Source organism: Micromonospora sp. NPDC049089 (assembly GCF_040648775.1).
Classification (GTDB): Bacteria; Actinomycetota; Actinomycetes; order Mycobacteriales; family Micromonosporaceae; genus Micromonospora.
Window position 1 is genome coordinate 53309 of sequence record NZ_JBEZEH010000002.1, and the last position, 24160, is coordinate 77468.

Sequence of the window (24160 nt, forward strand, 5' to 3'; positions counted from 1 at the left end):
CAGCCCGGTTGTCCGCGGCCCGTTGGCGCCGGCGCGGCCATGTCACTCCACCCAGGAGCCTGCGCGCAGCACCCGCACCACGTTGAGGTCGTCGTCGAGCACCACCAGGTCGGCGCGGAGGCCCACCTGGAGGGACCCGACCCGGTCACCCAGGCCGATGGCCCGCGCCGGGGTGGTGGCCACCATCCGTGCGGCGTCGGCGATCGGGATTCCGGCGTTCACGGCGTGCCGCAGCGCGGCGTCCATGGTCAGCGTGCTGCCGGCGATCGCGCCGTCGCGGGCGAGTCGGGCCACCCCGTCAGCGACGGTGACGGCCTGGCCGCCCAGCTCGTACTCGCCGTCGGGCATGCCGGAGGCGGCCATCGCGTCGGTGACCAGCGCGACGCGGTCCGGGCCGGCGGTCGTGGTGACGAAGGTCAGCATGCCGTCGTGCAGGTGGATCCCGTCGGCGACCAGCTCGCAGATCACGGTGGGCGCGTCGAGCAGGGCCACCACCGGCCCCGGCTCACGGTGGTGCACCGGCCGCATGCCGTTGAACAGGTGGGTGCCGACGCTCGCGCCGGCGGCGACCGCGGCGCGGGTCTGCTCGTACGTGGCGTCGGTGTGACCCACCGCCGCCACCACCCGCTGGGCGGTGAGCAGCTTGATCGCCTCCAGCGCGCCGTCGCGCTCCGGGGCGAGGGTGACCATCCGGATCGCACCCCGGCCCAGTTCGATCAGCTCGGCCAGCTCGTCGGTCGACGGGTCGCGGAGGTACTCCGGGTTCTGTGCGCCGCAGCGGGTGGCCGACAGGTACGGCCCCTCGAAGTGGACTCCCGCCAACACGCCTTCCTCGACCAACGGGGCGAACGCCTCGGTGGCCGTCCGCATCAGCGGAAAGGGCGAGCTGACCAGGCTGGCCAGCAGCGTGGTGGTGCCGTGGGCGAGGTGGAAGTCGGCCGCCGCGCGGGCCTCGTCGGCGTCACCGGTGGTGAAGGTGTGCCCGCCACCGCCGTGCGTGTGCATGTCCACGAAGCCGGGCACGATCCAGTGCCCGTCGCGCACCGACGGATACTCGGCCACCGCTGTGATCCGATCACCGTCCCACTCGACGCAGCCCTGTCGGACGACTCCGGTCGGGGTCACCACTCGGCCGTTCACCCGTACGGTCATCGCTTCTCCTGTTGGTCACGGACACCCACGGCGTCCAGGGCGAGCAGGGCGGCACCGAGGCAACCGGCCTCGTCGCCGAGGGCTGCCGCGACCAGTTGCGGCTCCCGGTGGAAGGTCATCCGTTCGTGCAGCGCCACCCGCAGCGGGGTCAGCAGCCGGCCCCCGGCCTGGGCCAGGCCGCCGCCGAGCACTATCGTCGCCACGTCGAACAGCGCCTGCCCGCTGGCGAGGCCATCGGCGAGCGCTTCGACCGCCTCCTGCCAGACCTGGCCGGCGAGCGGTTCGCCGGCCGTCGCCCGGTCGGCCACCTCGGCCGCGGTCACCGGGGCGTCGGCGGTGTCGCCGGCGAGTTCGGCGTAGCGGCGGCCGATCGCGGCGGCCGACGCGATCGCCTCCAGGCAGCCGGGGCGGCCGCAGCCGCAGCGCGGACCGTCGGGCCGGACCAAAATGTGGCCGATCTCCCCGGCGGCGCCGTGGGCCCCCACCGCGGCCGCGCCGTCGACGACGTGCGCGGCGGCGATGCCGGTGCCGATGGCCACGAACAGCACGTGCCCGGTGCCGCGTCCGGCGCCGAGTCGGGCCTCGGCGAGACCACCGGCACGCACGTCGTGGCCGAGCGCCGTCGGCAGACCGAGCCGCTGCACGCTCAGGTCCCGCAGGGGTACGTCCCGGAAGCCCACGTTCGCCGACCAGACCGCGACGCCGCGTGCCTCGTCCACCACCCCGGGCACGGCGATGCCCACCGCGATCGGGGTGAGCCCGTCGGCGCGGGCCTTGTCGGCCAGCCCACCGGCCACGTCCAGGATGGTGCCGACAACGGCGGCCGGGCCGCGTGCGGCGTCGGTGGGGTGCCGTTCGGTGCTCACCACGACGCCGTCCGGCCGGACCAGGGCGCATTTCATGCCGGTGCCGCCGACGTCCAGCGCAACGACCACGCGGTCGTCGCTCACGCCAACACCACGGACCGGGTCAGGTGGCGGGGCGCGTCCGGGTCGAGGCCCCGGCTGGTGGCCAGCGCGACCGCGAAGCGTTGGGCCAGGATCAGGTCGGCCATCGGGTCGACCGGGGTACGGCCGGCAGACCAACTGCCCAGCACTGTGCGCCAGCCGTGCGTGCGGCTGTGCACGAAGGCCGCGCCGGTGGCCGCCACATCCTCGGGCAGCCCGTCGGGCAGCTCACCGAACGCCCAGACCAGCCGGCCCGGCGCGGCGACCGAGATGGGACCGTGCCGGTAGTCCATCGCCGGGTACGCCTCGGCCCAGAAGGTGGCCGCCTCGCGGCACTTCAGCGCCGCCTCCTGGGCCAGCCCGACCGTCCATCCCCGACCGAGGAAGGTGACCTGCTCGATGGTGGCCGGGTCGATCGGCAGCGGTGATCGCACCGCCACCTCGGCGTCGGCGGCGAGCGCTGTTACCGGGTCGCCGAGCTGGGCCCGGAGCAGGGCCAGCGCGGTGGTCGCGAAGCGGGTCTGCACGACCGACCGTTCGTCGGCGAAGGGCAGGGCGACGGTGGCGGTGGCCAGCTCGACCGCTGGGGACGCGGGGTCGCCGACGATCACTGTGGTGGGTGTTTGTCCGCGCAGCGCGGCGAGCAGCTCCAGCACCTCGGTGGTGGTGCCGGAGCGGGTGATCGCGATCAGCCGGTCGTAGCGGCGGCCGGCGGGGAACTCGGACGCCTGGAACGCGTCGGTCTCACCCTGGCCGGCCTGCTCGCGGCGGGCCGCGTACGCCATCGCCATGAACCACGACGTGCCGCAACCGACGACGGCGACCCGCTCCCCGGGGCGCGGCAGGTCACCGCGCACGACCTCGGCCAGCCGGGCTGCCTCCCGCCAGCAGTCGGGTTGGCTCGCGATCTCCGCGTCCACATACGCCATGGGAAACTCCTCGCAGGGCCGATCGGTGCGCAATACGGCTCGTTAGACCCGCATTTCGCGCGTTATTCTGCGCGAACGCGGGTGACCATGGCAACCGGCGGGCCGATCGCGCAGGTCAGTCTTTTGCGCCAGCCTAGTTTCGCGCACTAGTGTGCACGCAATCAATCACCGTCCGTGCAGTTGCTGGGAGGGCCCCCGCGGTGGACCGGTACGCCAGATGGAACGCCCTGCTCGAAATGCTGACCGACAACGGCCGGGTCAGCGTCGAGGCGGCAGCCGAGCGGCTGGACGTCTCCCAGGCCACCATCCGGCGTGACTTCGACCAGCTCGCGCAGCAACAAATGATCACGAGGACCCGGGGCGGCGCGGTCGCCAACGGCGTGTCGTACGACCTGCCGCTGCGCTACAAGACCGCCAAGCACTCGGCCGAGAAGCAGCGGATCGGGGCTGCCGCCGCCGCGCTCGTCACGCCGGGCACCGTGGTCGGCCTGAACGGCGGCACCACCAGCACCGAGGTGGCGAGGGCGCTCGCCGTCCGACCGGATCTGAACACCAGCGCCGAGGGTGCCCAGCTCACCGTGGTGACGAACGCGCTGAACATCGCCAACGAGCTGCTGGTCCGGTCCCGGATGAAGGTCGTGGTGGCCGGCGGCGTGGTGCGGCCGAAGTCGTTCGAACTGGTCGGCCCGCTGGGCGGGGCGCTGCTGCGCGAGGTCACCCTGGACGTCGCCCTGCTCGGCGTGGACGCGATCGACCCGCAGCTCGGCGCCGCCGCCCACCACGAGGGGGAGGCGGCGATGAACAACCTGATGGTGGCCCGCGCCAAGCGCGTGGTGATCATCGCGGACTCGTCCAAGCTGGGCGGTCACGCCTTCGCCCGGATCTGCCCGGTCGAGCGGGTGGAGACGCTGGTGACCGACTCCGGTGCCGCCCCAGAGGTGGTGGACGCGTTCCGCGCTGCCGGCGTACAGGTCATCTGCGCCTGAGGGGTCACGCTCCGTCGATGAATTAGCCTGATCGGCGAGTCGATGCATACCGCGTATTGCGCGCTCCTGCATACCGCGTATGGTGTCGGCTGTCACGCCCACCCATCGGGGGAGGTGCAGCTTGCCAGCTGTCCTGGAGATCGAAGGTCTACGTAAGACGTACAAGAGTCGTCGACGCGGCACCCGCAACGCGCTCGACGGCTTCGACATGCGGGTCGACGCGGGGCAGGTGCACGGCTTCCTGGGTCCCAACGGGTCCGGCAAGACCACCACGCTGCGTACCCTGCTCGGCCTGATCCGACCCGACGGCGGCCGGATGGCGCTGCTCGGGCACGAGGTTCCCGACGCGCTGCCCGCGGTCGCCGGCCAGGTCGGCGCGATAGTGGAGAGCCCGCAGTTCTTCCCGCACTTCACGGCCCGGGACACGCTGTCCCTGCTCGCCGGTGCGGGCGAGGTGCCGGCCGTTCGCGTCGACGAGGTCCTGGAACTCGTCGGGCTGCGCGACCGGGCCGGCGAGCGGGTCAAGACGTACTCGTTGGGCATGAAGCAGCGACTCGCCGTGGCCTCGGCCCTGCTGAAGAACCCGAAGCTGCTCATCCTCGACGAGCCGGCCAACGGCCTCGACCCGGGCGGCATCCGGGAGATGCGCACGCTGATGCGCACCCTCGCCGAGTCCGGAATGACTGTGGTGCTGTCCAGCCACATCCTCGGTGAGATCCAGCTGATCTGCGACTCGGTCACCATCATTTCCCTGGGCCGGCGGGTCGCGTTCGGTCCCGTCGACGAGGTGCTCGCCCAGCACTCGTCCGGCGCGGTCCGGATCCGGCTGGAGGCGGTCAGCGACCTGCCGGTGGCCACCGAGGCGCTGACCCAGGCGGGAATCCGGGTCACCGGTCACCCGGACCACCTGATGCTGACCGGCGTCGACAAGCCGGCTGCGGTGACGCGGCTGCTCGCCGAGAAGAACCTCTACGTCAGCGAGTTGGCGCCGATCGCCGTCGATCTGGAGAGCGTCTTCCTCGAACTGACCGCCACCGCGCCGGTACCCGGTCAGCACCGGCAGGTCGACGAGTCCACGAAGGTTGGCGGGACGGGTCAGCCCGGTCCCGCCGGGGGAGGGTGGGGCGCGTGAGCCTCTTTCGTACGGAGCTGCGCCGGCTCACGAAGCGGCGCTTCACCCGCTACTCGACGCTGCTCGGCCTGCTGGTGCTGGTCGCGGTGGTGGTCGGGGTGTTCTTCACCAACCAGAAGATCGACGCCGCTCAGCTCGCTCGGGCCGAACGTCAGGCCGACCAGCAGTACCAGGAGCAGGTGCGCTGGAGCGAGCAGGAGCGCGCGGAGTGCGAGAAGGCCAAGACGGCCGGTACGTCGAGCGACCGCCCCTTCCCGGACGACTGCTCGGTGATCACCGCCCCGTCCCGGGACCAGATCCAGGCCGACTGGTTCCTGCCCTCGACGTTCGACTTCAAGAAGACGTTCGACGAGACGTTGATCCCGTTCGCGGCGATCCTCGCCTTGGTCGGGTTCGTCATCGGCGCGTCCTTCGTCGGGGCCGAGTGGAGCACCGGCGGCATGATGAACCTGCTGCTCTGGCGGCCGAAGCGGCTCACCGTACTGCTCACCAAGCTGGCTGCGCTGCTCACCGGCATCCTGGCGGTGACGCTCCCGGCCGCGGTGCTGTGGTTCGCCGGGTTCTGGGCGGTCGCCACGTTCCGGGGCAGCACCGAGAAGATGACCTCCGGGGTCTGGCAGTCGTTCCTGCTGACCGGTCTGCGCGGAGTGGCGCTGGTGCTGGTGCTCACCACCATCGGGTTCGCCCTCGCCTCGTTGGGGCGGCACACCGCGATGGCCCTCGGTGGCGTGGTGGCGGTGATGGTCGTCGGCCAGTTCGGTCTGGGCATCCTGCTGGGAATGGCGGGCGTGCGGTTCGCCGAGGCCTGGCTGCTGCCCACGTACATCCTGGCCTGGATGACGAAGACGGTCACGTTGCAGGACTGGAACTCCTGCAACGCGACCTACTACGGGGAGTGCAATCCGGCCACCATGGACATCACCTGGCAGCAGTCCTCGGTTCTGCTCTCGGTCTCGGTGGTGGTGATCCTCGGGGCGGCGCTCTGGACGATGCGCCGCCGCGACATCACCTGACCGGACCGAAGTGACGCGGCGCGGCCGGCCCGGCCGTCGGGGTTCCCGGCGGTACGGACCTGCCGCGCCGCCTGCTGCGTCTCTGGTCGCCGCTGACTAGGCTGAACGACATGTCCGCCGACACCTCCCCGGCCGCCCCCGAGCCGTCCACCGACGCTCGTCCGGGTGAGCCTGCGGGTGCTGCCGGGCCGACAGTCCCGAACCCCCGACCGGCGCCGTCCATCGAGACCGCCGACGCGCCCCCCGCCGCCGACGCGGCGCAGCCCGCTGATCCGGCGGCGGGGCTGACCGAGCGGGAGCGGGCCATCCTCGCCTTCGAGCAGCAGTGGTGGCGGCACGCCGGTGCCAAGGAGCAGGCCGTCCGGGACACCTTCGGAATCTCGTCGACCCGGTACTACCAGCTGCTCAACGGCCTGCTGGACAATCCGGCAGCCCTCGCTGCCGACCCGGTGCTGATCAGCCGCCTCCGCCGCCTGCGCTCCTCCCGAGCCCGCAACCGCCGCCGCTAACCTCCCACCCCCACCCCACCCCACCCCACCCCACCCCGCCCCGACCCCCTGCACCGGCGATCTTGCACTTGCTGTCGTTGATTAGCGGCCTTTGGGGTTTTTGTCGGGACAGAAAGTGCAAGATCGCGGCGGTGGTCGGCGGGCCGGGGCGGGCCTGTTGCGGTCGCATGGCGGGTGGCCCGGCGGGTACGCGGGAGGGGTTCCGGGGTCGCACGCGACCTCGGGCCCAGGAAGGGAGCGGGGTATGACGGCAACGAACCAGAGCGGCACAGGACAGCAGGCCCGCCAGGAAGCGTCGCGCGTCGGCCAGCAGGCCGCCCAGGCCGGGGGGCAGGTCGCCCATACCGCAGCTGAGCAGGGCGGGCAGGTGGCCGCGGAGGCACGGCGACAGGCCCAGCAGTTGACAGGTGAGGCCACCGGGCAGCTTCGTGATCAGGCACAGACGCAGCAGCGGCGGGCCGCCGCGGGCCTGCGTGACCTGGGTCAGAACCTCAGTTCGATGGCCGAACGGGACGGCGACTCCGGGTTGGCCGGTCAGGTGGTACGCAAGGCCGCCGACGCCGCCCAGCAGGCCGCCGGTTGGCTCGACGAGCGCGAACCCGGCGAGGTGCTCGACGAGGTGCGCACGTACGCGCGGCAGCATCCGACGACGTTCCTCGCGGGCGCGGCGGTGGCCGGGCTGCTGGTCGGGCGGCTCACCCGTGGCCTGACCGCGCCAGCCTCGGGCAACGGTCAGTCCGCAGGTCCGTCCCGTGCTCCGTCATCCGCGCAGGGTGCACCGGCGGACGCCGGTCAGCAGCCGTACGTGGGTACGGCGCGGGCGCAGAACGTCTCGCCCCCCGGTGCGCAGACGCGGGACCTGCCCGGCGGTGTGGCACCGTGAGCGCCCCGGAGAAGGAGCGGACCCAGGCCTCGGTCGGCGAGCTGATCGGCGACGTGACCCGGGACATGTCCACTCTGGTGCGCAAGGAGGTCGAACTGGCCAAGGCCGAGCTCCGCGAGGAAGCCAGCCAGGTGGGCAAGTCGGGCGGAATGTTCGGCGCCGCCGGGCTGGCCGGATTCCTGGCCGTGCTCTTCGTGTCGTACGCCGTCTGGTGGGGGCTGTCCAACACGATGGACCAGGGGTGGGCGGCGCTGATCGTCGCGGTCCTCTGGGCCGCCGTGGCCGGTGGCCTCTTCATCAACGCCCGGACCCAGCTGAAGCGGGCTCGTACGGTTCTGCCCCGGACGAAGCAGACTGCCCGGGAGCTGCCGGACGCCCTGCGGGGTCGGTGAACGAGTCGGGAGGGAACAGGTCATGTCCAGTGATCCGGATCGGATCCGGCGGGAGATCGAGACCACCCGCAACGAGTTGAGCAGTGACGTCGACGCGCTGACCGACAGGGTCAACCCGCGTCGGATCGCCGGTGACCGCGTCGGGCAGGCCCGCGGGGCTTTCACCCGAGCGAAGGAGAAGATGATGGGCAGCTCGAACCACCTGGGCCAGGAGGCTGGCCAACGGATGTCGCACGCGGCCGGTTCGGTACGCGACGAAACCCGTTCACTCGGGCAGCAGTCCCGCGAGCAGGCTCAGGGCAACCCGATGGCCGCCGGCCTGGTCGCCTTCGGAGTCGGTCTGCTGGCGGCTTCCCTGATCCCGCCGAGCGGACGTGAGCGGCAACTCGCCGGGCGCGCGCGGAACATGGTGAGTGAGCACTCCGGTGAGCTGCGCGAGCAGGCGAGCCAGGTTGGCCACCAGATGCAGGGCAACCTGCGGGAGCCCGCGCAGCAGGCGGCGCAGTCGGTCCGGTCCAGCGCCCAGCAGGGCGTGTCCGCGGTACGCGACCAGGGCCGTTCGGCCGCCGGTCAGGTGCAGGGAGAGACGCATGCGGCCGTCGACGACTTTCGACAGCGTTGACCCGACCGGTCTGCCGGGGCCGGCGCCGGTGATGCGGGTACGTTCCGCGTCCGCGCCGGCCCCGGGCCGCCCGGTCAACGAGGACCTGGTCTTCCGGTTCGGCCCGCTGGTCGGTGTCCTGGACGGCGCGACGGTGCCGGACGGCTTCGAGACCGGCTGCGTGCACGGGCCAGAGTGGTACGTCCGGCACCTGGCGGCCCGAATCGGCGTCGCCGAGGCGGTGCGCCCGGCGGCCCGGCTGACGAGCAACCTGGCGGCGGCCATCCTCGCCGTACGCGCCGACCACGGCGGGCAGTGCGACCTCGACCACCCGGGCACCCCGTCCAGCACGGTCTGCCTCCTGCGGGACTGTGGCGACCAGGTGGACTACCTGGTGCTCTGCGACAGCCCGCTGGTCCTTGACGTCGGCGGGCAGGTCAGCGCGGTCACCGACAACAGGTTGGACGCGGCGATGGCGGAGCTGCGGGAGACAGTGGCCGTCCTGCCGGGCGGTGCGGCGGACCCGGTCACCCGGTTCCGGCACGCCGTGAGCGTCCAGCGGGAGCGGATGAACCGCACCCACGGCTACTGGGTGGCGGCCTCCGACCCGGACGCTGCCTTCCACGCTGTCACCGGGACCGCGCCCCGGCGTGGTCCCGGGGCGCTGCGGCGGGCGGCGCTGCTCAGTGACGGCGCGTCCAGTGCGGTGGAGCAGTTCGCGCTGACCGACTGGGCTGGTCTGCTCGACCTGCTGAGCGCCGACGGTCCGGGGACGTTGATCGACCGGGTGCGCAACGCCGAGCGCGACCATCCCGACCGACTGCGCCGACACAAGTCCAGCGACGACGCCTCGGTGGTGTTCTGCGAGTTCGGGTAGGCGTTTTGGGCCTGCGACACCCGGTCGGGTGACAACAGAGCGTGATGTGGAACACCGTGGCCGCCCGACCGGCCGGTACCGCTGTCCGGACCGCCAGTGGATGGCCAATGGGGTGGACTTCGGCCGATGAGGGCGGCAGACTGCGGCACGTGGCGGGTGCGGTCCGGCTGGAGCCGGTGGACGAGAGCAACCTGGAGCCGTTGCTCTCCGTAGCGGCTGCGGAGGCGGAGCCGGGTGACGTGATGCCCCCGGTCGAGGCACCCGCGGGCTGGTCGCTCGCCCGTCGCGAGGCGTTCCGCGAGTTCCACCGGGCGAGCTTCGGCGGGCTGGACGGCCCGACCGGTTCGCAGATGTACGCCATCCTCGTCGGCGGCGAGGTGATGGGCATGGTGCGGATGACGCGCTGTGACGAGCCCGGCACCGTGGAGACCGGGATGTGGCTCGGGCGCTCGGCGCGGGGGCAGGGGATCGGCGCGGCCGCCCTGCGGGAGCTGCTGAACGCCGCCGCTCGGGCTGGTATGCAAGCGGTCGTCGCCGAGACGACCCCGGACAACATCGGAGCGGTCGCCGTTCTGCGGAAGTGTGGCGCCAAACTGCGCGAGGACGACGGCAAGGTACGCGCCGAGATCTGCCTCGACTCGACGCCGCCCGCCTTCTGAGCTGGCCGTCGGGCCGGCGACGACCACGACGGGTCGCCGCCGACCGCCTGGGTCAGGCCGGCAGCCGAACGATGTCGTAGTCGGTGCTGGGCGTGGACTCCACGTCGAACCGGCCGTTCACCACGTACAACGCCGAGCCGAGCAGGTCGCCGGTGGCCGGCGAACGCAGCTGCGGGCCGGTGGTCTCCCGCTGCACCACTCCGGCGGTGTAGCCGGCGTTCAGCCGGACCACCGCGACGACGTTGGTCAGGTTCCGGATCACGTGGAGGGTGCGTCCGCGCAGGACCAGCCCGTCGGCCCGGTCCACCGAGTAGCCGCCCAGGTCGAACAGGCGACTGCCGCCGGTACGCGGGTCGACGCGCACGAGCTGACCGGTGAGCATCTGCGCGACCAGCAGATCACCGTCCGGCAGCGCCACGATCCCGTTGTTGAACGCGTCCGGCGTCGCTCCCGGGCCGGTGAGTGGCAGCACCCGGAACGCGTCGGAGGCCGGCAGACGATTACCCGGGCCCAGCGGCACCACGTACAGCACCGGCCGGGCGGAGTCGGTGAACCAGATCGCCCGCTTGGTGATCACCAGGTCGTTGACCAGGGTGTTCGGGTCGGTGGTGAACTGGTAGTGGGCCAGCCGCGCACCGGTGCCCGGGTCGTACACGCTGGCCCCGCCGCCGGAGAAGTCGGCCGTCCAGAGCCGGCCCTGCCTGTCGAGTTTCATGCCCGCCTTGGCGGTTCCCGGTGTGCCGGGGATCAGCACGGAGCCACGTCCGGTGCGTAAGTCACCCCGCCACACCGCACCGTCCAGGACGGAGCCCACGTACACGGTGGTGCCCCGACCGATCGTCAGTCCTTCCGGGGTGAACCCGTTCGGCAGCGCGATCCGGGCCGGGAACGGCTTCGCCGGACTGGCCGCCGCCGGTGCGCCGACCGAGACCACTGTCGCCGCCGCCAGGAGGGGTACGAGGAGAAGAGAGAGCCGCTTGCGCACGGAACACCACCTGACGTCGCAGTGGACCAATCCACTGAGGAATGTGACGTACTAGGAACGTCCCTTACGCTGCAAAAGGTTGTGCCGGCCTGATCACTCCCGGTTGGCGGCGTAGTCGGCGAGCCACTTGACCTGGACCGGGTCCAGCGATGGTCGTACGCGGGCCCGCGCGGTCGACACGTGCTCGGCGGTGACCGTGGCGGCGGCGAGCGACTCCCGCATCGCGGCAAGCGCCGCCTCGCGGATCAGCGCCGCGCAGTCCGCGGCGGAGAAGCCGGTCAGCTCGTCGCCGAGAGCCGGCAGGTCGACGTCCGGTGCCAGCGGCACCTGCCGGGACGCGGCCCGAAGGATCTCCGCGCGGGCGGGCCCGTCCGGGGGCGGCACGTAGACCAGCCGCTCCAACCGGCCCGGCCGCAGCAGCGCCGGGTCGACCAGGTCCGGCCGGTTCGTCGCACCGACCACCACCACGTTGCGCAGCGTCTCCACCCCGTCCAACTCGGTGAGCAGGGCGGCGACCACCCGGTCCGTGGTGCCCCCGTCGGTGGCCTGGCCACGTACCGGGGCCAGCGCGTCCACCTCGTCAAGGAAGATCAGCGTGGGGGCCGCCTCCCGGGCCCGACGAAACAGTTCGCGGACCGCGCGTTCGCTCTCACCGACCCACTTGGAGAGCAGTTCGGCCCCCTTGACCGACAGCACGTTGGCCCGCCCCGACCCGGCCAGCGCGGTGACCAGGTAGGTCTTGCCGCAGCCCGGTGGCCCGTAGAGCAGCACACCGCGCGGCGGCTGCACGCCGAGCCGGGCGAAGGTGTCCGGGTAGGTCAGCGGCCACAGCACCGATTCGGTCAGCGTCTGCTTGACCTCGTCCAGGCCACCCACGTCGTCCAGGGTCACCGAGGCCAGATCCAGCGTGGATGCCGCCATCGTGGTGGGCCGGACCACCTCCCGGGCGGCGGTGAAATCGGCCATCGACACCGTCGGCGTCTCGGCGGACTTCTGCCGCAGCGCCGCGCGTACCCCGGCCTCCCGGACCAGCGCGGCCAGGTCCGCCGCGACGAACCCGGGGGTACGCGCTGCCAGCTCGTCCAGCCGGACGTCGTCGGCCAGCGGCACCTGCCGGGTCAGCACGGTGAGCTGTTCGCGGCGCAGTGCCTGATCCGGGAGCGGGACGCTGATCCGCAGCGACAGCAGGTCGGGCGCGCGCAGTGCGGGGTCAACCGCCTCCGGTCGGCCGGTGGTGCAGACCACCGCCACGCCGGCGCGGATGCTCTCCGCGAGCACCTGCCGGAACACCGTCGCCACCGGACCCGGATCGTCGGCCGGCGCGAGCGCCTCGACGTCGGTGACCAGCAGTACCGCGGGCCCTTCGGCCCGGGCCGCCGATGCCGCGACGCGCAACCGCTCCGCGGCGGCCTGACTGGCCAAGGCGGCCACCTCCGGCGCCCAGAGCGGGTGGACGCGGGCACCGACCCGGGCGGCCACGGCCCGGACCAGCGCCGACTTTCCGGAGCCCGCCGGACCCACGAGCAACACCCCCAACGAGATGGTGGTGCCGAGCCGACCCAGCACCTCCCGGTGGTGGAAGCCGAGGTCCAGCAGCTCGGTCAGCTCCTCGGCCTGAGCCCGCAGCCCGGGCAGCTCGTCCACGTCGGGCGCGTCGTCCGCCGCAACGGCGTCGGCGCTCGCAACCGGCCGGGTCGACGCGGCGCCGGCCGGGGGAGGTCCGCCGTGGGTCGTCGCACCGTGCTCCCACGCGACCGCTGTGCCCATGGTGACCAGCGCGCCGGCCGCCGGCTCGACCTCGACCACGCTGAGCAGCGTGCTGGTCCAGGCGAAACCGACGGTGTTGGCGAGGCTGCGTCGCGCCGCCTCGACCAGGCTGCGGACCGAGGCGTCCGGCAGCACGTCCTGCGGCAGCAGCGACACGTCGTCCCCGGCGGTGAGCACCTTGCCCAGCAGGGCGAGCCGGAGCATCTCCGGGCTGACCGCCGCGACGACCCCCACCGGCCCGGCCAGGACGACCCGGCTCGCCGGGACCAACGGCACCGGGCTCACCCGCACCTGACCCCCGTCGCGCAGACCCAGGTTGCCCAACGTCAGGTCGTCGGCGTACAGCAGGGCGCTGCTCGCGCCCGGCCCGGCTTCCGCCGCGATCCCGGCGGTCTCCCGGCGGCCGACAAGGCGGACCGGGTCGCCGGGGCGCAGCCCCAGTGCTGTCAGTGCCTCCGGGTGCAGGCGCACGATGCCCCGTCGGGCGTCCAGCGCCGCCGGCCGCAGGCTCGCCGTCAAGGTCAGGTCGGGTTGCGCCACTGCCCGACCGTAGCCGCCGGCAGCCAGCCCCGCCGGTCAGCGCCGCGGATCCAGCTCGTCCAGCAGTGTCGGGTCGCTTCGGATCAGCTCGGCCAACCGGGCCGCCGGGTCCGGCGTCAACCCGTCCGGACCGGGCGCCCAGGCGGGCACCGTCCGGCCGGAGAGCGGCCAGACCGGCGGGGGTTCCACCGGAGTCGGCGGGGGAACCGGTCCGACAGTGACGGCAGGGCCGTCCCAGGAGACCCGCATCGGGTACGTCCGACCGGCGTGCTCCACCTGCACCGTCACCGCCAGCCCGGGGTAGGCCCCGACGACCTGGCGGACCGCCTCGGCCACCTCCTCGACAGGCCCCCATCCGGCCACCTCGCTCGGCGTCTCCACCCCCGCGTGCCGGCCCGACCGGGCGTGGCGGGTGTCGCCGCCGAGGCCGGGCGGGCCCGACGGTGCGGTGGTGTCGTCACGGTCGGCGGCCCGACGGCGCGACGCCTCCACACGTCGGGCCATCCGAGCCAGCGTCTCGTCCAGGTCGCCCCTCACCAGATCACCTCTTCCCGCCACGGCCGGAGCTGGTCGGCTCAGGCCCTCCTGTCCCGGGTAGCGCGGTCCAACGCGCGGTCCAGGACGACCAGTAGTGCGTCCCGCACCGAGAGCCGGTCGCGGGCATCGAACTGCACCAGGGGCACATGGTCACCGATGGCCAGCGCCCAACGGATCTCGCCGAGCTCCAGGGCCAGTCGCCCGTCGAAGGCATTGACCCCGACGACGAACGGCAGACCGGCCCGCTCGAAGAAGTCGATGGCCGGGAAGCAGTCGTCCAGCCGGGCGCTGTCCACCACGACCAGCGCGCCGAGCGCTCCCCGGGCCAGGTCGTCCCACATGAAGCCGAACCGGGTCTGCCCCGGCGTGCCGAACAGGTAGAGCTTCAGACTGCGGTCGATCGTCACGCAGCCGAAATCCATCGCCACAGTGGTGGTGGTCTTGGTGGACCGGGTACCCGGGTCGTCCACCCCGATCCCGGCGGTGGTCATCTCGGCCTCGGTGGTCAGGGGCGCGATCTCGGAGATGGCACCCACCGTGGTGGTCTTGCCCACCCCGAACCCGCCGGCGACCAGGATCTTGACCGGGATCGGCGGTGCGGCCGGCTTACCTGTCGAAGGGCTGGACCCCGCCCCGAACGGGGGCCGGTACGGAGGCGGTGCGGTCGGCGGTGGGCCGGCCCGCCCGACTATCGGCCCGGTGCCCGGGGACATGCCGTAACGGGCGGTGGCGCTGTTCGCGGCGACCCCGCCGAGCGGGGCGACCGGCCATTCAGGAGATCGCACGGAGTCCATCAATCACTCGCAGGATGAGATCGGGGTCGACAGCGTCGTCGGTGTCGGTCACGTGCACGTCCAGGTGCCCGGCGGCGCGTAGATCGCCGACCAGGACCCGCGTCACGCCGAAGTGCAGTCGGGCGCGGGCCGAGATCTCGGCCACCGAGATCGGCTCGGCGCAGAGCGCGATGATGGTCTGAAGTTCCGGTGCCAGCAGCGCGCCCGGCGGGCCGGCCCACCAGCCGCTGTCCATGCGGGCGGTCACCTGGGTCTCCAACCCGATCGCCGGGTCGGCACCCGCGACCCGCCCGGAGGTGAGCACGAACGGACGGGGACCGCTCGGCTGGTCCGCGTCCGGCTCCGGCTCGGGCAGCGCCGGTGTCGCCGCCGCGCCCACCCCGGTCGGGGGTGACGTGCGCAGGTACGGCCGGATCCGAACTCTCGGGTCCGGATCCGGATCCTCACCGGCGACGTCGGGGGTCACTGCTGAACGGCGTTCTTCAACTCGACGATCAGTCGCGGGGTCAGGGCGCCACCGGCCCGCCCGGCGAAGAGCGTCATCTCGTACGCGACGGTGCCCAGGTTCGCCGAACGGTCGGCGACCACCCCGAGCACGGAACCGCTGCTGATCGCGCTGATCAGCAGGTAGCCGTCGGCCATGTCGACGATCACCCGGTTCAGGCCGCCGAGGGCGTACCAACTGGCGGCCCCACCGGCGAGGCTGGTCATCCCGGACACGACGGCGGCCAACCGCTCCGCGTTGGACCGATCCTTGATCGCCGACATGGCCATCAGCAGGCCGTCCGAGGAGACCGCGATCGCCTCCAGGACCCCGGCAGTGCTGGAGGTGAAGGAGTCCAGCAACCAGTTGAACGTACGGGCCTCCGGGCTGAGGTCCCCATTGGCGCTGGGCTGACTCTGTTCGACGTTGTCGTGCAGGAAGGGGCTGGTCACCGTGATGATCCTTCTTCGTTCCGGTGGTCGGGGCTGACTTCGCGGAGAGCGCGGGCGACGCCCGCCTCGAACTCGCTGATGAGGTCGCGAACCTCGGCCGGGTCACCGAGGTCGGTGCTGGGCGGCTGGCAGACCGGGATGGCCGTGAGGTTCGCTCCCGGCACCCGTCGGCTCAACAGGGGCCGCTCCGGGGCGGCATCGGTCGAGCCACCACCACGCGGCACCGTGGGGCCGGCGCCTCCCGGGGTGCTGGGCAGGTCGACGGTCGGGCCCAAGTCCACCACGGCCGCCCCGGCGCTGGCCGACGGGTCGCCGGCCGTCCGCGTCGACGCGCGGTCGAGGCCCGGTGCCACGTGCAGTTCGGCGCGGCGTACACCGGCTTGGAAGGCCTCGACCAGCGCGCGGACGGCGGCGGGGTCCGCGCTGGTGGCGTCCACCGGCCGGGTCGCCGGAGCGGTGACGTGCAGCGTGGCGCCGGGCACCCGCTGCCGCACCCGTGGCCCGCCCGGCTTGCTCACCGGCTCCGGGTCCGGGGGTTCCGGGGCGGCCTGCTCCGGCTGACCCCGACCGAACGCGTTCCAGGACGGGCCGGCGTCCAGGCTGAGGGTGGCCCGGCTCAGCAGGTCCGAGTCGAAGCGGGCCGGCGCGGCGATGGCCACCGCGCCGGGCCGCGCTTCGTGCTCGGGGTTGGGCGTCGCCGTCGTACGCCGGTCCCGGTCCGGCACCACGGCGCGGGCCACAGTGGCTCCGGCTCGGTCGGCGCGGCGCAGCACCAGCGACGTCGACGGGATCTCCAGCTGTGCTGTCACGCCGCCGCCGCCGGTGGCGGCCAGGGCGACCTGCCAGCCGTGCCGACGGGCCAACCGGCCCACCACGAAGAGGCCGAGCACCTCGGTCGGGGCCAGGTCGAGACGTTCCCGGCGGGTCAACCGGGCGTTCTCCTCAGCCAGGCGTTGCTCGCTCATGCCGATGCCGTGGTCCACCACTGTGAGACGTACGCCGAGGCCGGACGTCTCGGCGGCCACCAGCACCCGGGTGTGCGGCGGGGAGAAGACGGTGGCGTTCTCCATCAGCTCGGCCAGCGTCAGGACGAGATCACCGACCACCGCCGGCGCGGCCGAGACGCCCGCCGGGACCTGCACCTCCACCCGGGTGTAGTCCTCGATCTCACCGAGCGCCAACCGGACCACGTCGGCCAGCGGCACCGGCGCGGTGTGCGCGTCGGCCCCGGCCGAGCCGGAGAGCACCACGAGGCTGCCGGCGTTTCGCCGCAACCGGCTGGAGATGTGGTCGAGTCGGTACAGGTGCTCCAGGCGGCCCGGGTCGGCCTCCTGCTGCTCCAGCCGGTCGATCAGCGCGATCTGCCGACCCACCAGGTTCTGGGTACGCCGTCCGACGTGGCCGAACATCTGCGCCACGTTGCGTCGGCCGGCGACCTGCCGCTCGACCAGCTGCGCCGCTGTGTTCTGCACCCGGTCGAAGGCCCGCGCCAGGTCGCCGATCTCGTCGTTGGCGCGGATGTCCACCGGCTCCAGCCGGACCGCCTGGTGTCTCTCCACCTCGTCGTCGGTGACCCGGACCAGTTCCGCCTCGGCGACCCGGGCGACCCGGTCGGCCGAGCGGGTGAGTCGGGTCAGCGGTCGGGCCACCGTCCGCGCGACCGCCACGCTGAGCAGCACCACCAGCGTCAGGATCAGTGCCGCCGCGGCACCGACCAGGTACGCGGCGGTCAGCGCGCGCCGCTGCTCGGCCGTCACCTCGGCGAGCACGTCGGCGATCAGCTTCTTCTCGACGAACTGACCGAGCCGGATCATCGTGCGGACGGCCGGGAAGAGCGCCTCCATCGGTACGGGGCGGACAGCGGCGGCCGGATCCCGGGCGCTCCTGACCAGGAAGTCGGGGCTGGTACGCGCGGCCACGGCGGCGTCGTTGAGCTGGGCCACCTTGAGCTGCTCGGGCGTGATCAGGCTGCGGAAGCGCGAGTTGTCGACCATGAGCGCGGCGATGCACGCCACGTACCCGGCAGTGGTGTCCGGGGTGCCGATCGCCTTGACCAACAGGCTCAGGGTGGCGCAGGTGCCCAGGCCCTCGTCGGAGCGGAGCAGCCCGTCGAGGGCGAGCACCTGACGGCCCGGCAACGTGTCGGTGTCCACCCCGACCACCAGCCGCAGCGACTCGATGATCCCCTTGTTGACCGGGCCGAACGCGTCCATCACCTGCATCGGCTTGGCGGCCCCGGCCAGGACGGCGGTGCGCAGCTCGACGAGGCGGGACACGCCGTCGAGGGCGCGGTCGACCTGCTCGGTCAGCGCGTCGCTCCGCGCCGCCCGCAGGTCGGCCACCCGGTCGTCCACGTCCGCGGACTTACGGACCAGCTCACCGCGCTCGACCCGGCCGAGCAGGAAGCCGACGGAGAGGATGCGTTCCTGCTGGAGGTCCTGGACCAGGCTGCCGACCCGGCTGGCGAGCCGGACCCGTTCGGCGGTGTCGCCGGCCCGCTGTGCCGCGGCGACCCGGTCGAGCATCACCGGCACGGCCAGACCGACCATGCTGAGCAGCGGAATCACCACGAGCAGCGCGAGCTTGCCGCGGATCCGGAGCCTACCGAGCAGCATCGAACGCCCCCCACTGTGCGGTCTCCGGGTCACGGGTCGCGCCGACCGGTTGCAGCGCACGCGCCTCGTCGGCCGGCGGTTGCCACAGGTCGCGCTGGGGCGGGGCGTCGGGGCTCTCCGCGTGGGTCGCGGCCAGGGCGGCCCGCCGTTGTGCCCGGCGACCGGCGGCGACCAGCAACGCGGCGAGCCAGCCCAGCAGCAGGACGGCGACGACACCCGCCCCGGCGGTCAGCCAGCGGTCCCGGTCGAGCCGATCGATGCGCTCGGCCAGCAGGGAGTCCAGTTCGGTGAGGATGACCGGCTGAAGCTGGCGGGCGGAGCGGTGCGAGCTGAGCGCGGCGGCACTCAACTGGCCCGGGTCGACCACGCCGGTGTCCTTGGTGGGCAGGCTGTACCCGGCGAGCGCCTCCACCGAACGCTGGTAGGTGTCCAGTGGGGTCAGCACGTTGGCACCGAGGTCGGTGCTCTCCGAACCGTCCACTGCCGAGCGCAGGTTGTCGACGAGGTCCGCGGCGGGGGTCAGGGCGGACACCCGCAGGCCGGTCAGCTCCAGCAGGCCGCGCGGTTGCTCGGCGGCGGGCCGGCGGGCGACAAGCGTGGACAGGTCGGCCAGCCGACCGGCGCCGATCACCGCCTCGGGAAGCTCTTGGCCGGCGCTGTCCTGGAGGAAGAACGAGTCGGCCTCGGGATCACGGACCAGCCCGGAACTCTCCCGGACCTTCCGGTGCAGGGCCAGCAGCAGGTCGGAGACCTCGCCGTACGCGGTGTAGGCGGCCTCGGGGTCGGTGGCGCTGCGGCCGCGCAGCGCCTCCAGCTTGGCCCGTACGCCAGCCCAGCGTTCCTGGCTGAGCAGCTCCTTGCCGATACGGGCGTCCACCGCGGCGACCTTCTCGACGGCCTCGTTCAACGCCTCCCCGGCGACGGGGCGACCGTTCACCGCGTTGGACTGTGCCTCCACGAGGGCGTCGGTGACCGCCGCCAGCGCGGTGAGGTACTGCACGCCGAGCCGTTCCCGGGCGGCGAGGTCCCGGTGGTCGGTGATCTGCCGCCAGTTCGATGTGACGAGCAGGCCCAGCGGTGCCAGCAGCGCTCCGATGAGCAGCAGGGGCAGCAGCCGGCCCAGCGTGGACGGCCGTCGACGGGCCCGCGGCGCGGGGACTGTCATGTGTGTCTCCTCCGGCGTGGGGCGCTGATCGGCGCGGCGTCGGGCTGGCCGACAAGTCCCGTGCACCGGACCGGAAAACTAATCGAACCGCCGCCGGGTCAGACCTCACTCGGGGAGTCAGGTTCGCGTCACTTCGAGTCATGTCACCATTTGTCCGCGTTACCGCCACGCTCCGTGTCCGCTGTGGGTGTGACATGGAGGGATCGAGGTGGATATCTGCGGAAGATCGGAATTCACGGGATCCGAACTCAACTCACTGTGCCGCGTCGGACGGTGCGCGCTCGCACCCCCTCGGGCACCGATCGGGGCAACCGGACGGACGTACGGCGGATCTCAGCCAACGCTCAGGCTGTGGGCCGTACCGTGTGCCGCATGACATCGCCGTCGCCGGCCGCGTGGTTCCGGCGTGCCCTGCCCACCCGCCGACGGGCGATCGCCGCCGCGGTGGTCGTCGTGCTGTTGGCCGCCGCAGTGACCTGGGCGGTGTGGCCGCAGGGACCGGGCGTGCGCACCGAGAGCGCGATGCTCACCGTCCGCTCCGGACCGTCCGGTGACGAACCGGTGAACCTGGACACCACCCTCTATCTGCCGGACGACGCCTCGTCCGGTCGGAAGGTGCCGGCGGTGCTGCTGGCGCACGGGTTCGGCGGCACGAAGGAGTCGGTGCGCTCCGACGCGGAGGAGTTCGCCGGGCGCGGCTACGCGGTGCTCACCTGGACCGCGCGGGGTTTCGGCCGCAGCGGCGGTGAGATCCACCTGGACAACCCGGACTACGAGGTACGCGACGCCGAGCGACTGCTGGACTGGCTGGCCGCCCGTCCGGAGGTGCGCACCGACGCGGCCGGCGACCCGAAGGTCGGTGTGGTCGGCGGCTCGTACGGTGGTGGGTTGGCGTTGCTGTTGGCCGCCCAGGACCGTCGGGTCGACGCGATCGTGCCCATGATCACCTGGAACGACCTGTCCCGCGCGTTCCTGCCGGAGAGCACCGGCGGAGCGCCGACCGAGGGCGTGTTCAAGAAGGGCTGGGCCGGCCTCTTCTTCGGCGGCGGCGGCAACGTGGGCTCCGGCCCGGCCGGGCTCTCCGGCGCGACCGCCGCCCAGCCGCAGGGCGCACCGGCGTCGGCCGGGCCGCCCAGCCCCGGGCCGGGTGCCGGCCCCGGCACCGGTCCCGGTGGCGCCCCGGCGGGTGCCGCCGACCCGTCCTGCGGTCGGTTCGCCGCCGACGTCTGCGCCGCGTACCTCCGGATCGCCACCACCGGCCGCGCCGACCAGGCCGCCGTGGACCTGCTGCGCCGCTCCAGCCCGGCCGGTGTGCTGGACCGGATCAAGGCCCCCACCCTGCTGGTGCAGGGCGAGGCGGACACCCTCTTCCCGCTCGGTGAGGCGGACGCGAACGCGCGGGGCATCGCCGCCGCCGGCACCCCGGTACGGGTCGCCTGGTTCACCGGCGGGCACGACGGCGGCAGCGGGCCCCGGTCGGACTCCGACCGGGTGAAGTTCCTGACCGTCCAGTGGCTCGACCACTACGTCAAGGGCGAGGGGGACGCGCCCGGCGACGACTTCACCTGGTCGCGGATCGCCGGCTTCGATGCGCTCGACAGGGGTCTCGTCGCCACCGGTTTCCGCCGCGCCGACTACCCGGGCCTCGCCGGCAACGCCCGCCGGGAGGTGACGGTCGCCGGCCCGGCGCAGCCGATCGCGAACCCGCCGAACGGCAACCCGGCCGCCATCTCCTCGATTCCGTTCGCGGGCGGGCTCGCCTCGCTGCTGGACGGCGTGGCCGGCGACGTGCCCGGCCAGCACGCCCGGTTCGAGTCCGCCCCGCTGACCGAGGCCGTGGACGTGGCCGGTGCGCCCACAGTCACAGTGCGGGCCGCGTCGCCGACCGGCGAGGCGGTGCTCTTCGTCAAGCTCTACGACGTCGACAATGACGGGGCGGCCACCCTGCCGAACGGCCTGGTCGCCCCGATCCGGCTCACCGGCCTGCCGCAGCAGGTGCAGGACGCCCGCCCGGTCACCGTGACGCTGCCCGGGATCGTCCGCCGGCTGGAGGCCGGGCACCGGCTTCGGCTGGTGGTGGCCACCTCCGACCAGGCGTACACCACGCCGGCCGCGCCGACCGTCTACACGGTTGCCGCGGACGGTGCGGTCAGCCTGCCGACGGTCAGCGGTGAGCCGATCCCCACCGCGGCGACGATCTGGCGCTGGGTGCTCGCCGGCCTGCTCGCCGCCATCGTGATCGGGCTCGTCGTGGTCGTCGCCCTGGTCCGCCGCCGGCACCGCCGCCAGGACCGCTCGGTGCACCCGGAGTACGCGGACACTCCGCTGGCCGTGCGCGCACTGCGCAAGGAGTACGCGGACGGCTTCGTCGCCGTGTCGAACGTGGACTTCGAGGTGCACCCGGGTCAGGTTGTTGGTCTGCTCGGGCCGAACGGTGCCGGTAAGACCACCACCCTGCGGGTGTTGATGGGGCTGACCCAGCCGACCGCCGGGGAGATCTACGTCTTCGGTCGTCGGCTGGTGCCCGGCTCGCCGGTGCTGTCCCGGATCGGGGCGCTGGTGGAGGGGCCGGGCTTCCTGCCGCACCTGTCGGGCCTGGACAACCTGAAGGCGTACTGGCGGGCCACCGGGCGGCCGTGGGAGGACGCGCAGTTCGACGCGGCGCTGGAGATCGCCGGGCTGGGTGACTCGGTGCACCGGCGGATCAAGAACTACAGCCACGGCATGCGCCAGCGGCTTGCCATCGCCCAGGCCATGCTCGGTCTCCCCGAACTGCTGGTGTTGGACGAGCCGACCGACGGGCTCGACCCGCCGCAGATCGCCGAGATGCGCCGGGTGCTCCAGCGGTACGCCACGGAGGGCCGGGCGGTGCTGGTCTCCAGTCACCTGCTGGCCGAGGTGGAGCAGACGTGCACGCACGCGGTGGTGGTGAACAAGGGTCGGATCGTGGCGTCCGGGCCGGTGGAGGAGATCGTGGGCGAGTCGCCGAGCGTGCTCTTCGACGTCACCGACCCGGTGGCGGCGCGGGCGGTGCTGGACCGGCTGCACGGGGTCCGCGTGTTGCCGGAGAGCGACGGCCAACTGGTTGTCGACACCAACGGCACGGCCCGCAGCGAGGTGGTGGCGGAGCTGGTGCGCGCCGGCATCGGGGTGGACCGGGTGGTGCCCCGGCGTCGCCTGGAGGACGCGTTCCTCGCCCTGGTGGGCGAGAACTCTCGGGGAAGCGGTGACCGGTGATGGTTGTTACTGACGCGGGTGAGGCCCGTGGCTACCGGCCGTCGGCCACCATGCCGTTCGGGGCGGAGTTCCGCCGGCAGGCGTCCCGGCGGCGGACCCAGCTGGCGCTCGGGTTCATGGTGCTGCTGCCGCTGATCATCCTGATCGCGTTCCAGTTCAACTCCGGTGGCGACGACGACAACGGCAACAACGAGTTCGCCAGCCTGGTCGACTTGGCCACCTCGGGCGGGCTCAACTTCACCCTGTTCTCGATCTTCGTGTCGGCGTCGTTCCTCCTGGTGGTGGTCGTCGCGCTGTTCTGCGGCGACACGGTGGCCAGTGAGGCGAGCTGGGGCAGCCTGCGGTATCTGTTGGCGATCCCGGTGCCCCGGGCGCGGTTGTTGACGGTGAAGCTGGTGGTCGCGCTCGCGTACTCGGGACTGGCTCTGCTGCTGTTGGCCGGCACCGCGTTGCTGGCCGGCACCCTGCGCTACGGCTGGTCGCCGCTACGCAGCACTGTCGCCGCCGAGCTGGAACCCACCGAGGGGTTGCTCCGGCTGATGGCCGTGCTGGGCTACCTGGCGGTCGTCCTGCTGGTGGTGGCCGGTCTGGCGTTCCTGCTGTCGGTGATCACGGACGCCGCGCTGGGCGCGGTGGGTGGTGCGGTCCTGCTCTGGATCCTGTCCAGCATCCTGGACCAGATCACCGCCCTGGGCGCGCTGCGTGACTTCCTGCCGACCCACTTCAGCACCGCCTGGCTGGGCCTGCTGTCGACTCCGGTGCAGACCGACGACGTGGTGCGCGGCTGCATATCGGCGGTCAGCTACGCGACGCTGTTCTGGGGGCTGGCGTTCTGGCGCTTCACCCGCAAGGACATCACGTCGTAGCCTTCTTCCAGGCGCTGACGCCGATCCGGCCGGTGTTGCCGAGGTCGATCGGCCCGTCCGGGTCGACCTCCTCGGCCGGCTGCCCGGCGGCGGGTGCCACAGTCAGGAACTCGCCGTTGGTGGCGACCACCGTCGAGTCGGTGACCAGGTTGCGCCAGAGCACCACGGCGGTGGCCCGCTCCCCGGCGGCGAGGGTGACCTGCCGGGGTGGTTGGTCGAAGCCCAAGGTGATCTCCTTGGCGCCGTTGACCACCCGCAGCAGGACCGGCTCGCGCGCTTCGTCGAAGACGTGCAGCACCGGGTACCCGTTGAGCTGGTAGGGGCTCTCGCCGCAGTTGACCAGTTCCAGACCGAGGGCGCGCAGGCCCATCGCGGCGTCCCCGCCGGTCGACCGGATCCGGACGCCGCTCGCCGGGCACCCGGCCGGCGGCTCGGTGCTGGCTGTCGGGCCTGCTTCCGACCTGGACGCGGCGGGCGGCGGCCCGCTCGGGTCCCCACCCTGGCCTTCATGGTCACGAGTGCAGCCGCCGAGCACGAGAGTCGTCGCGACAGTCGCGACAGTCGCGGCGATGCGTCGCAGTGCTGCCGTGTCACGGGAGATCATCCGTTGATCCTCGCCCATGGAGGTGTCTCGCTGG

23 protein-coding genes are annotated in these 24160 nt (G+C 72.8%); 11 read left to right on the top strand and 12 right to left on the bottom strand.

Translation table 11 applies throughout. The features are described from left to right. Positions 1–42: 42 nt before the first annotated feature. The 3 genes from nagA to AB0B48_RS00835 are packed head-to-tail and all read right to left on the bottom strand — an operon-like array spanning position 43 to position 3028. The gene (gene nagA, locus AB0B48_RS00825; RefSeq protein ID WP_357193929.1) at positions 43–1152 is read right to left on the bottom strand and encodes an N-acetylglucosamine-6-phosphate deacetylase; all 1110 of its coding nucleotides are present in this window, start codon (positions 1150–1152) and stop codon (positions 43–45) included. After that, positions 1149–2102 (bottom strand): ROK family protein, encoded by a 954-nt coding sequence (locus tag AB0B48_RS00830; protein WP_357193932.1) that lies wholly within the window; start codon positions 2100–2102, stop codon positions 1149–1151. Before AB0B48_RS00830 ends, nagA begins: the two co-directional genes overlap by 4 nt. Further along, positions 2099–3028 carry a sugar isomerase gene (locus tag AB0B48_RS00835; protein WP_357193935.1) on the bottom strand — a complete coding sequence of 310 codons (930 nt, stop codon included), beginning with the start codon at positions 3026–3028 and terminating at the stop codon, positions 2099–2101. Before AB0B48_RS00835 ends, AB0B48_RS00830 begins: the two co-directional genes overlap by 4 nt. Positions 3029–3228: 200 nt before the next feature. Here AB0B48_RS00835 and AB0B48_RS00840 point away from each other — a divergent pair, with 200 nt between their 5' ends. The 9 genes from AB0B48_RS00840 to AB0B48_RS00880 all read left to right on the top strand — a co-directional run bounded on the left by AB0B48_RS00840 (position 3229) and on the right by AB0B48_RS00880 (position 10080). After that, a complete protein-coding gene (locus tag AB0B48_RS00840) occupies positions 3229–4014 on the top strand; it encodes a DeoR/GlpR family DNA-binding transcription regulator (RefSeq protein ID WP_091403015.1) in 786 nt (261 codons plus the stop codon). A 121-nt stretch (positions 4015–4135) separates the two neighbouring features. Next, on the top strand, positions 4136–5146 hold the full coding sequence (locus AB0B48_RS00845; RefSeq protein ID WP_355005877.1) for an ATP-binding cassette domain-containing protein: 1011 nt from the start codon (positions 4136–4138) through the stop codon (positions 5144–5146). Beyond that, positions 5143–6159, top strand: coding sequence for an ABC transporter permease subunit (locus tag AB0B48_RS00850; protein ID WP_357193940.1), 1017 nt, complete (start codon positions 5143–5145; stop codon positions 6157–6159). Before AB0B48_RS00845 ends, AB0B48_RS00850 begins: the two co-directional genes overlap by 4 nt. 110 nt (positions 6160–6269) lie before the next feature. Next, positions 6270–6668, top strand: coding sequence for a DUF3263 domain-containing protein (locus AB0B48_RS00855; RefSeq protein WP_357193943.1), 399 nt, complete (start codon positions 6270–6272; stop codon positions 6666–6668). A gap of 244 nt (positions 6669–6912) precedes the next feature. Next, complete coding sequence (locus tag AB0B48_RS00860; RefSeq protein WP_357193946.1) at positions 6913–7551, top strand: hypothetical protein; 639 nt, start codon at positions 6913–6915, stop codon at positions 7549–7551. Further along, entirely contained in the window at positions 7548–7943 is a 396-nt protein-coding gene (locus tag AB0B48_RS00865; protein ID WP_357193949.1) for a phage holin family protein, read from the top strand. The genes AB0B48_RS00860 and AB0B48_RS00865 overlap by 4 nt, the downstream gene beginning before the upstream one ends. Before the next feature lie 22 nt (positions 7944–7965). Continuing rightward, entirely contained in the window at positions 7966–8565 is a 600-nt protein-coding gene (locus AB0B48_RS00870; RefSeq protein WP_357193952.1) for a DUF3618 domain-containing protein, read from the top strand. Continuing rightward, positions 8534–9421: a hypothetical protein gene (locus AB0B48_RS00875; protein ID WP_357193955.1), complete on the top strand. Its 888-nt coding sequence runs from the start codon at positions 8534–8536 to the stop codon at positions 9419–9421. The genes AB0B48_RS00870 and AB0B48_RS00875 overlap by 32 nt, the downstream gene beginning before the upstream one ends. Positions 9422–9570: 149 nt before the next feature. After that, entirely contained in the window at positions 9571–10080 is a 510-nt protein-coding gene (locus AB0B48_RS00880) for a GNAT family N-acetyltransferase (protein WP_357193958.1), read from the top strand. 52 nt (positions 10081–10132) lie between these two features. Here AB0B48_RS00880 and AB0B48_RS00885 read toward each other — a convergent pair whose 3' ends face one another. The 8 genes from AB0B48_RS00885 to AB0B48_RS00920 all read right to left on the bottom strand — a co-directional run bounded on the left by AB0B48_RS00885 (position 10133) and on the right by AB0B48_RS00920 (position 19419). Beyond that, positions 10133–11065 carry a superoxide dismutase gene (locus AB0B48_RS00885; RefSeq protein WP_357193961.1) on the bottom strand — a complete coding sequence of 311 codons (933 nt, stop codon included), beginning with the start codon at positions 11063–11065 and terminating at the stop codon, positions 10133–10135. Positions 11066–11158: 93 nt separating this feature from the next. After that, complete coding sequence (locus AB0B48_RS00890; protein ID WP_357193965.1) at positions 11159–13372, bottom strand: AAA family ATPase; 2214 nt, start codon at positions 13370–13372, stop codon at positions 11159–11161. Between the two features lie 36 nt (positions 13373–13408). After that, positions 13409–13909, bottom strand: a complete 501-nt coding sequence (locus tag AB0B48_RS00895) for a hypothetical protein (protein ID WP_357193967.1) — start codon at positions 13907–13909, stop codon at positions 13409–13411. Positions 13910–13947: 38 nt separating this feature from the next. Further along, on the bottom strand, positions 13948–14703 hold the full coding sequence (locus AB0B48_RS00900) for an ATP/GTP-binding protein (RefSeq protein ID WP_357193970.1): 756 nt from the start codon (positions 14701–14703) through the stop codon (positions 13948–13950). Next, the gene (locus tag AB0B48_RS00905; RefSeq protein ID WP_355005865.1) at positions 14681–15169 is read right to left on the bottom strand and encodes a DUF742 domain-containing protein; all 489 of its coding nucleotides are present in this window, start codon (positions 15167–15169) and stop codon (positions 14681–14683) included. Before AB0B48_RS00905 ends, AB0B48_RS00900 begins: the two co-directional genes overlap by 23 nt. Then, entirely contained in the window at positions 15166–15639 is a 474-nt protein-coding gene (locus AB0B48_RS00910; RefSeq protein WP_355005864.1) for a roadblock/LC7 domain-containing protein, read from the bottom strand. The genes AB0B48_RS00905 and AB0B48_RS00910 overlap by 4 nt, the downstream gene beginning before the upstream one ends. Then, on the bottom strand, positions 15636–18254 hold the full coding sequence (locus tag AB0B48_RS00915; protein ID WP_357193974.1) for a nitrate- and nitrite sensing domain-containing protein: 2619 nt from the start codon (positions 18252–18254) through the stop codon (positions 15636–15638). The genes AB0B48_RS00910 and AB0B48_RS00915 overlap by 4 nt, the downstream gene beginning before the upstream one ends. Further along, entirely contained in the window at positions 18241–19419 is a 1179-nt protein-coding gene (locus AB0B48_RS00920; RefSeq protein ID WP_357193977.1) for a hypothetical protein, read from the bottom strand. Before AB0B48_RS00920 ends, AB0B48_RS00915 begins: the two co-directional genes overlap by 14 nt. Positions 19420–19791: 372 nt before the next feature. Between AB0B48_RS00920 and AB0B48_RS00925 the strand changes: the two genes are divergently transcribed. After that, complete coding sequence (locus AB0B48_RS00925) at positions 19792–22656, top strand: alpha/beta fold hydrolase (RefSeq protein WP_357193980.1); 2865 nt, start codon at positions 19792–19794, stop codon at positions 22654–22656. After that, entirely contained in the window at positions 22656–23522 is an 867-nt protein-coding gene (locus tag AB0B48_RS00930; RefSeq protein WP_357193983.1) for an ABC transporter permease subunit, read from the top strand. The genes AB0B48_RS00925 and AB0B48_RS00930 overlap by 1 nt, the downstream gene beginning before the upstream one ends. Here AB0B48_RS00930 and AB0B48_RS00935 read toward each other — a convergent pair. Then, entirely contained in the window at positions 23512–24126 is a 615-nt protein-coding gene (locus AB0B48_RS00935) for a DUF4232 domain-containing protein (protein WP_357193986.1), read from the bottom strand. The genes AB0B48_RS00930 and AB0B48_RS00935 overlap by 11 nt on opposite strands. Positions 24127–24160 lie beyond the last annotated feature (34 nt).

Bases quoted from the DNA above. Each gene is read 5' to 3' on its own strand.
- nagA (WP_357193929.1), bottom strand. From the start codon at position 1,152: ATGACCGTACGGGTGAACGGCCGAGTGGTGACCCCGACCGGAGTCGTC.
- AB0B48_RS00835 (WP_357193935.1), bottom strand. From the start codon at position 3,028: ATGGCGTATGTGGACGCGGAGATCGCGAGCCAACCCGACTGCTGGCGG.
- AB0B48_RS00855 (WP_357193943.1), top strand. From the start codon at position 6,270: ATGTCCGCCGACACCTCCCCGGCCGCCCCCGAGCCGTCCACCGACGCT.
- AB0B48_RS00860 (WP_357193946.1), top strand. From the start codon at position 6,913: ATGACGGCAACGAACCAGAGCGGCACAGGACAGCAGGCCCGCCAGGAA.
- AB0B48_RS00870 (WP_357193952.1), top strand. From the start codon at position 7,966: ATGTCCAGTGATCCGGATCGGATCCGGCGGGAGATCGAGACCACCCGC.
- AB0B48_RS00875 (WP_357193955.1), top strand. From the start codon at position 8,534: ATGCGGCCGTCGACGACTTTCGACAGCGTTGACCCGACCGGTCTGCCG.
- AB0B48_RS00900 (WP_357193970.1), bottom strand. From the start codon at position 14,703: ATGGACTCCGTGCGATCTCCTGAATGGCCGGTCGCCCCGCTCGGCGGG.
- AB0B48_RS00915 (WP_357193974.1), bottom strand. From the start codon at position 18,254: ATGCTGCTCGGTAGGCTCCGGATCCGCGGCAAGCTCGCGCTGCTCGTG.
- AB0B48_RS00920 (WP_357193977.1), bottom strand. From the start codon at position 19,419: ATGACAGTCCCCGCGCCGCGGGCCCGTCGACGGCCGTCCACGCTGGGC.
- AB0B48_RS00925 (WP_357193980.1), top strand. From the start codon at position 19,792: ATGACATCGCCGTCGCCGGCCGCGTGGTTCCGGCGTGCCCTGCCCACC.
- AB0B48_RS00930 (WP_357193983.1), top strand. From the start codon at position 22,656: ATGGTTGTTACTGACGCGGGTGAGGCCCGTGGCTACCGGCCGTCGGCC.
- AB0B48_RS00935 (WP_357193986.1), bottom strand. From the start codon at position 24,126: ATGATCTCCCGTGACACGGCAGCACTGCGACGCATCGCCGCGACTGTC.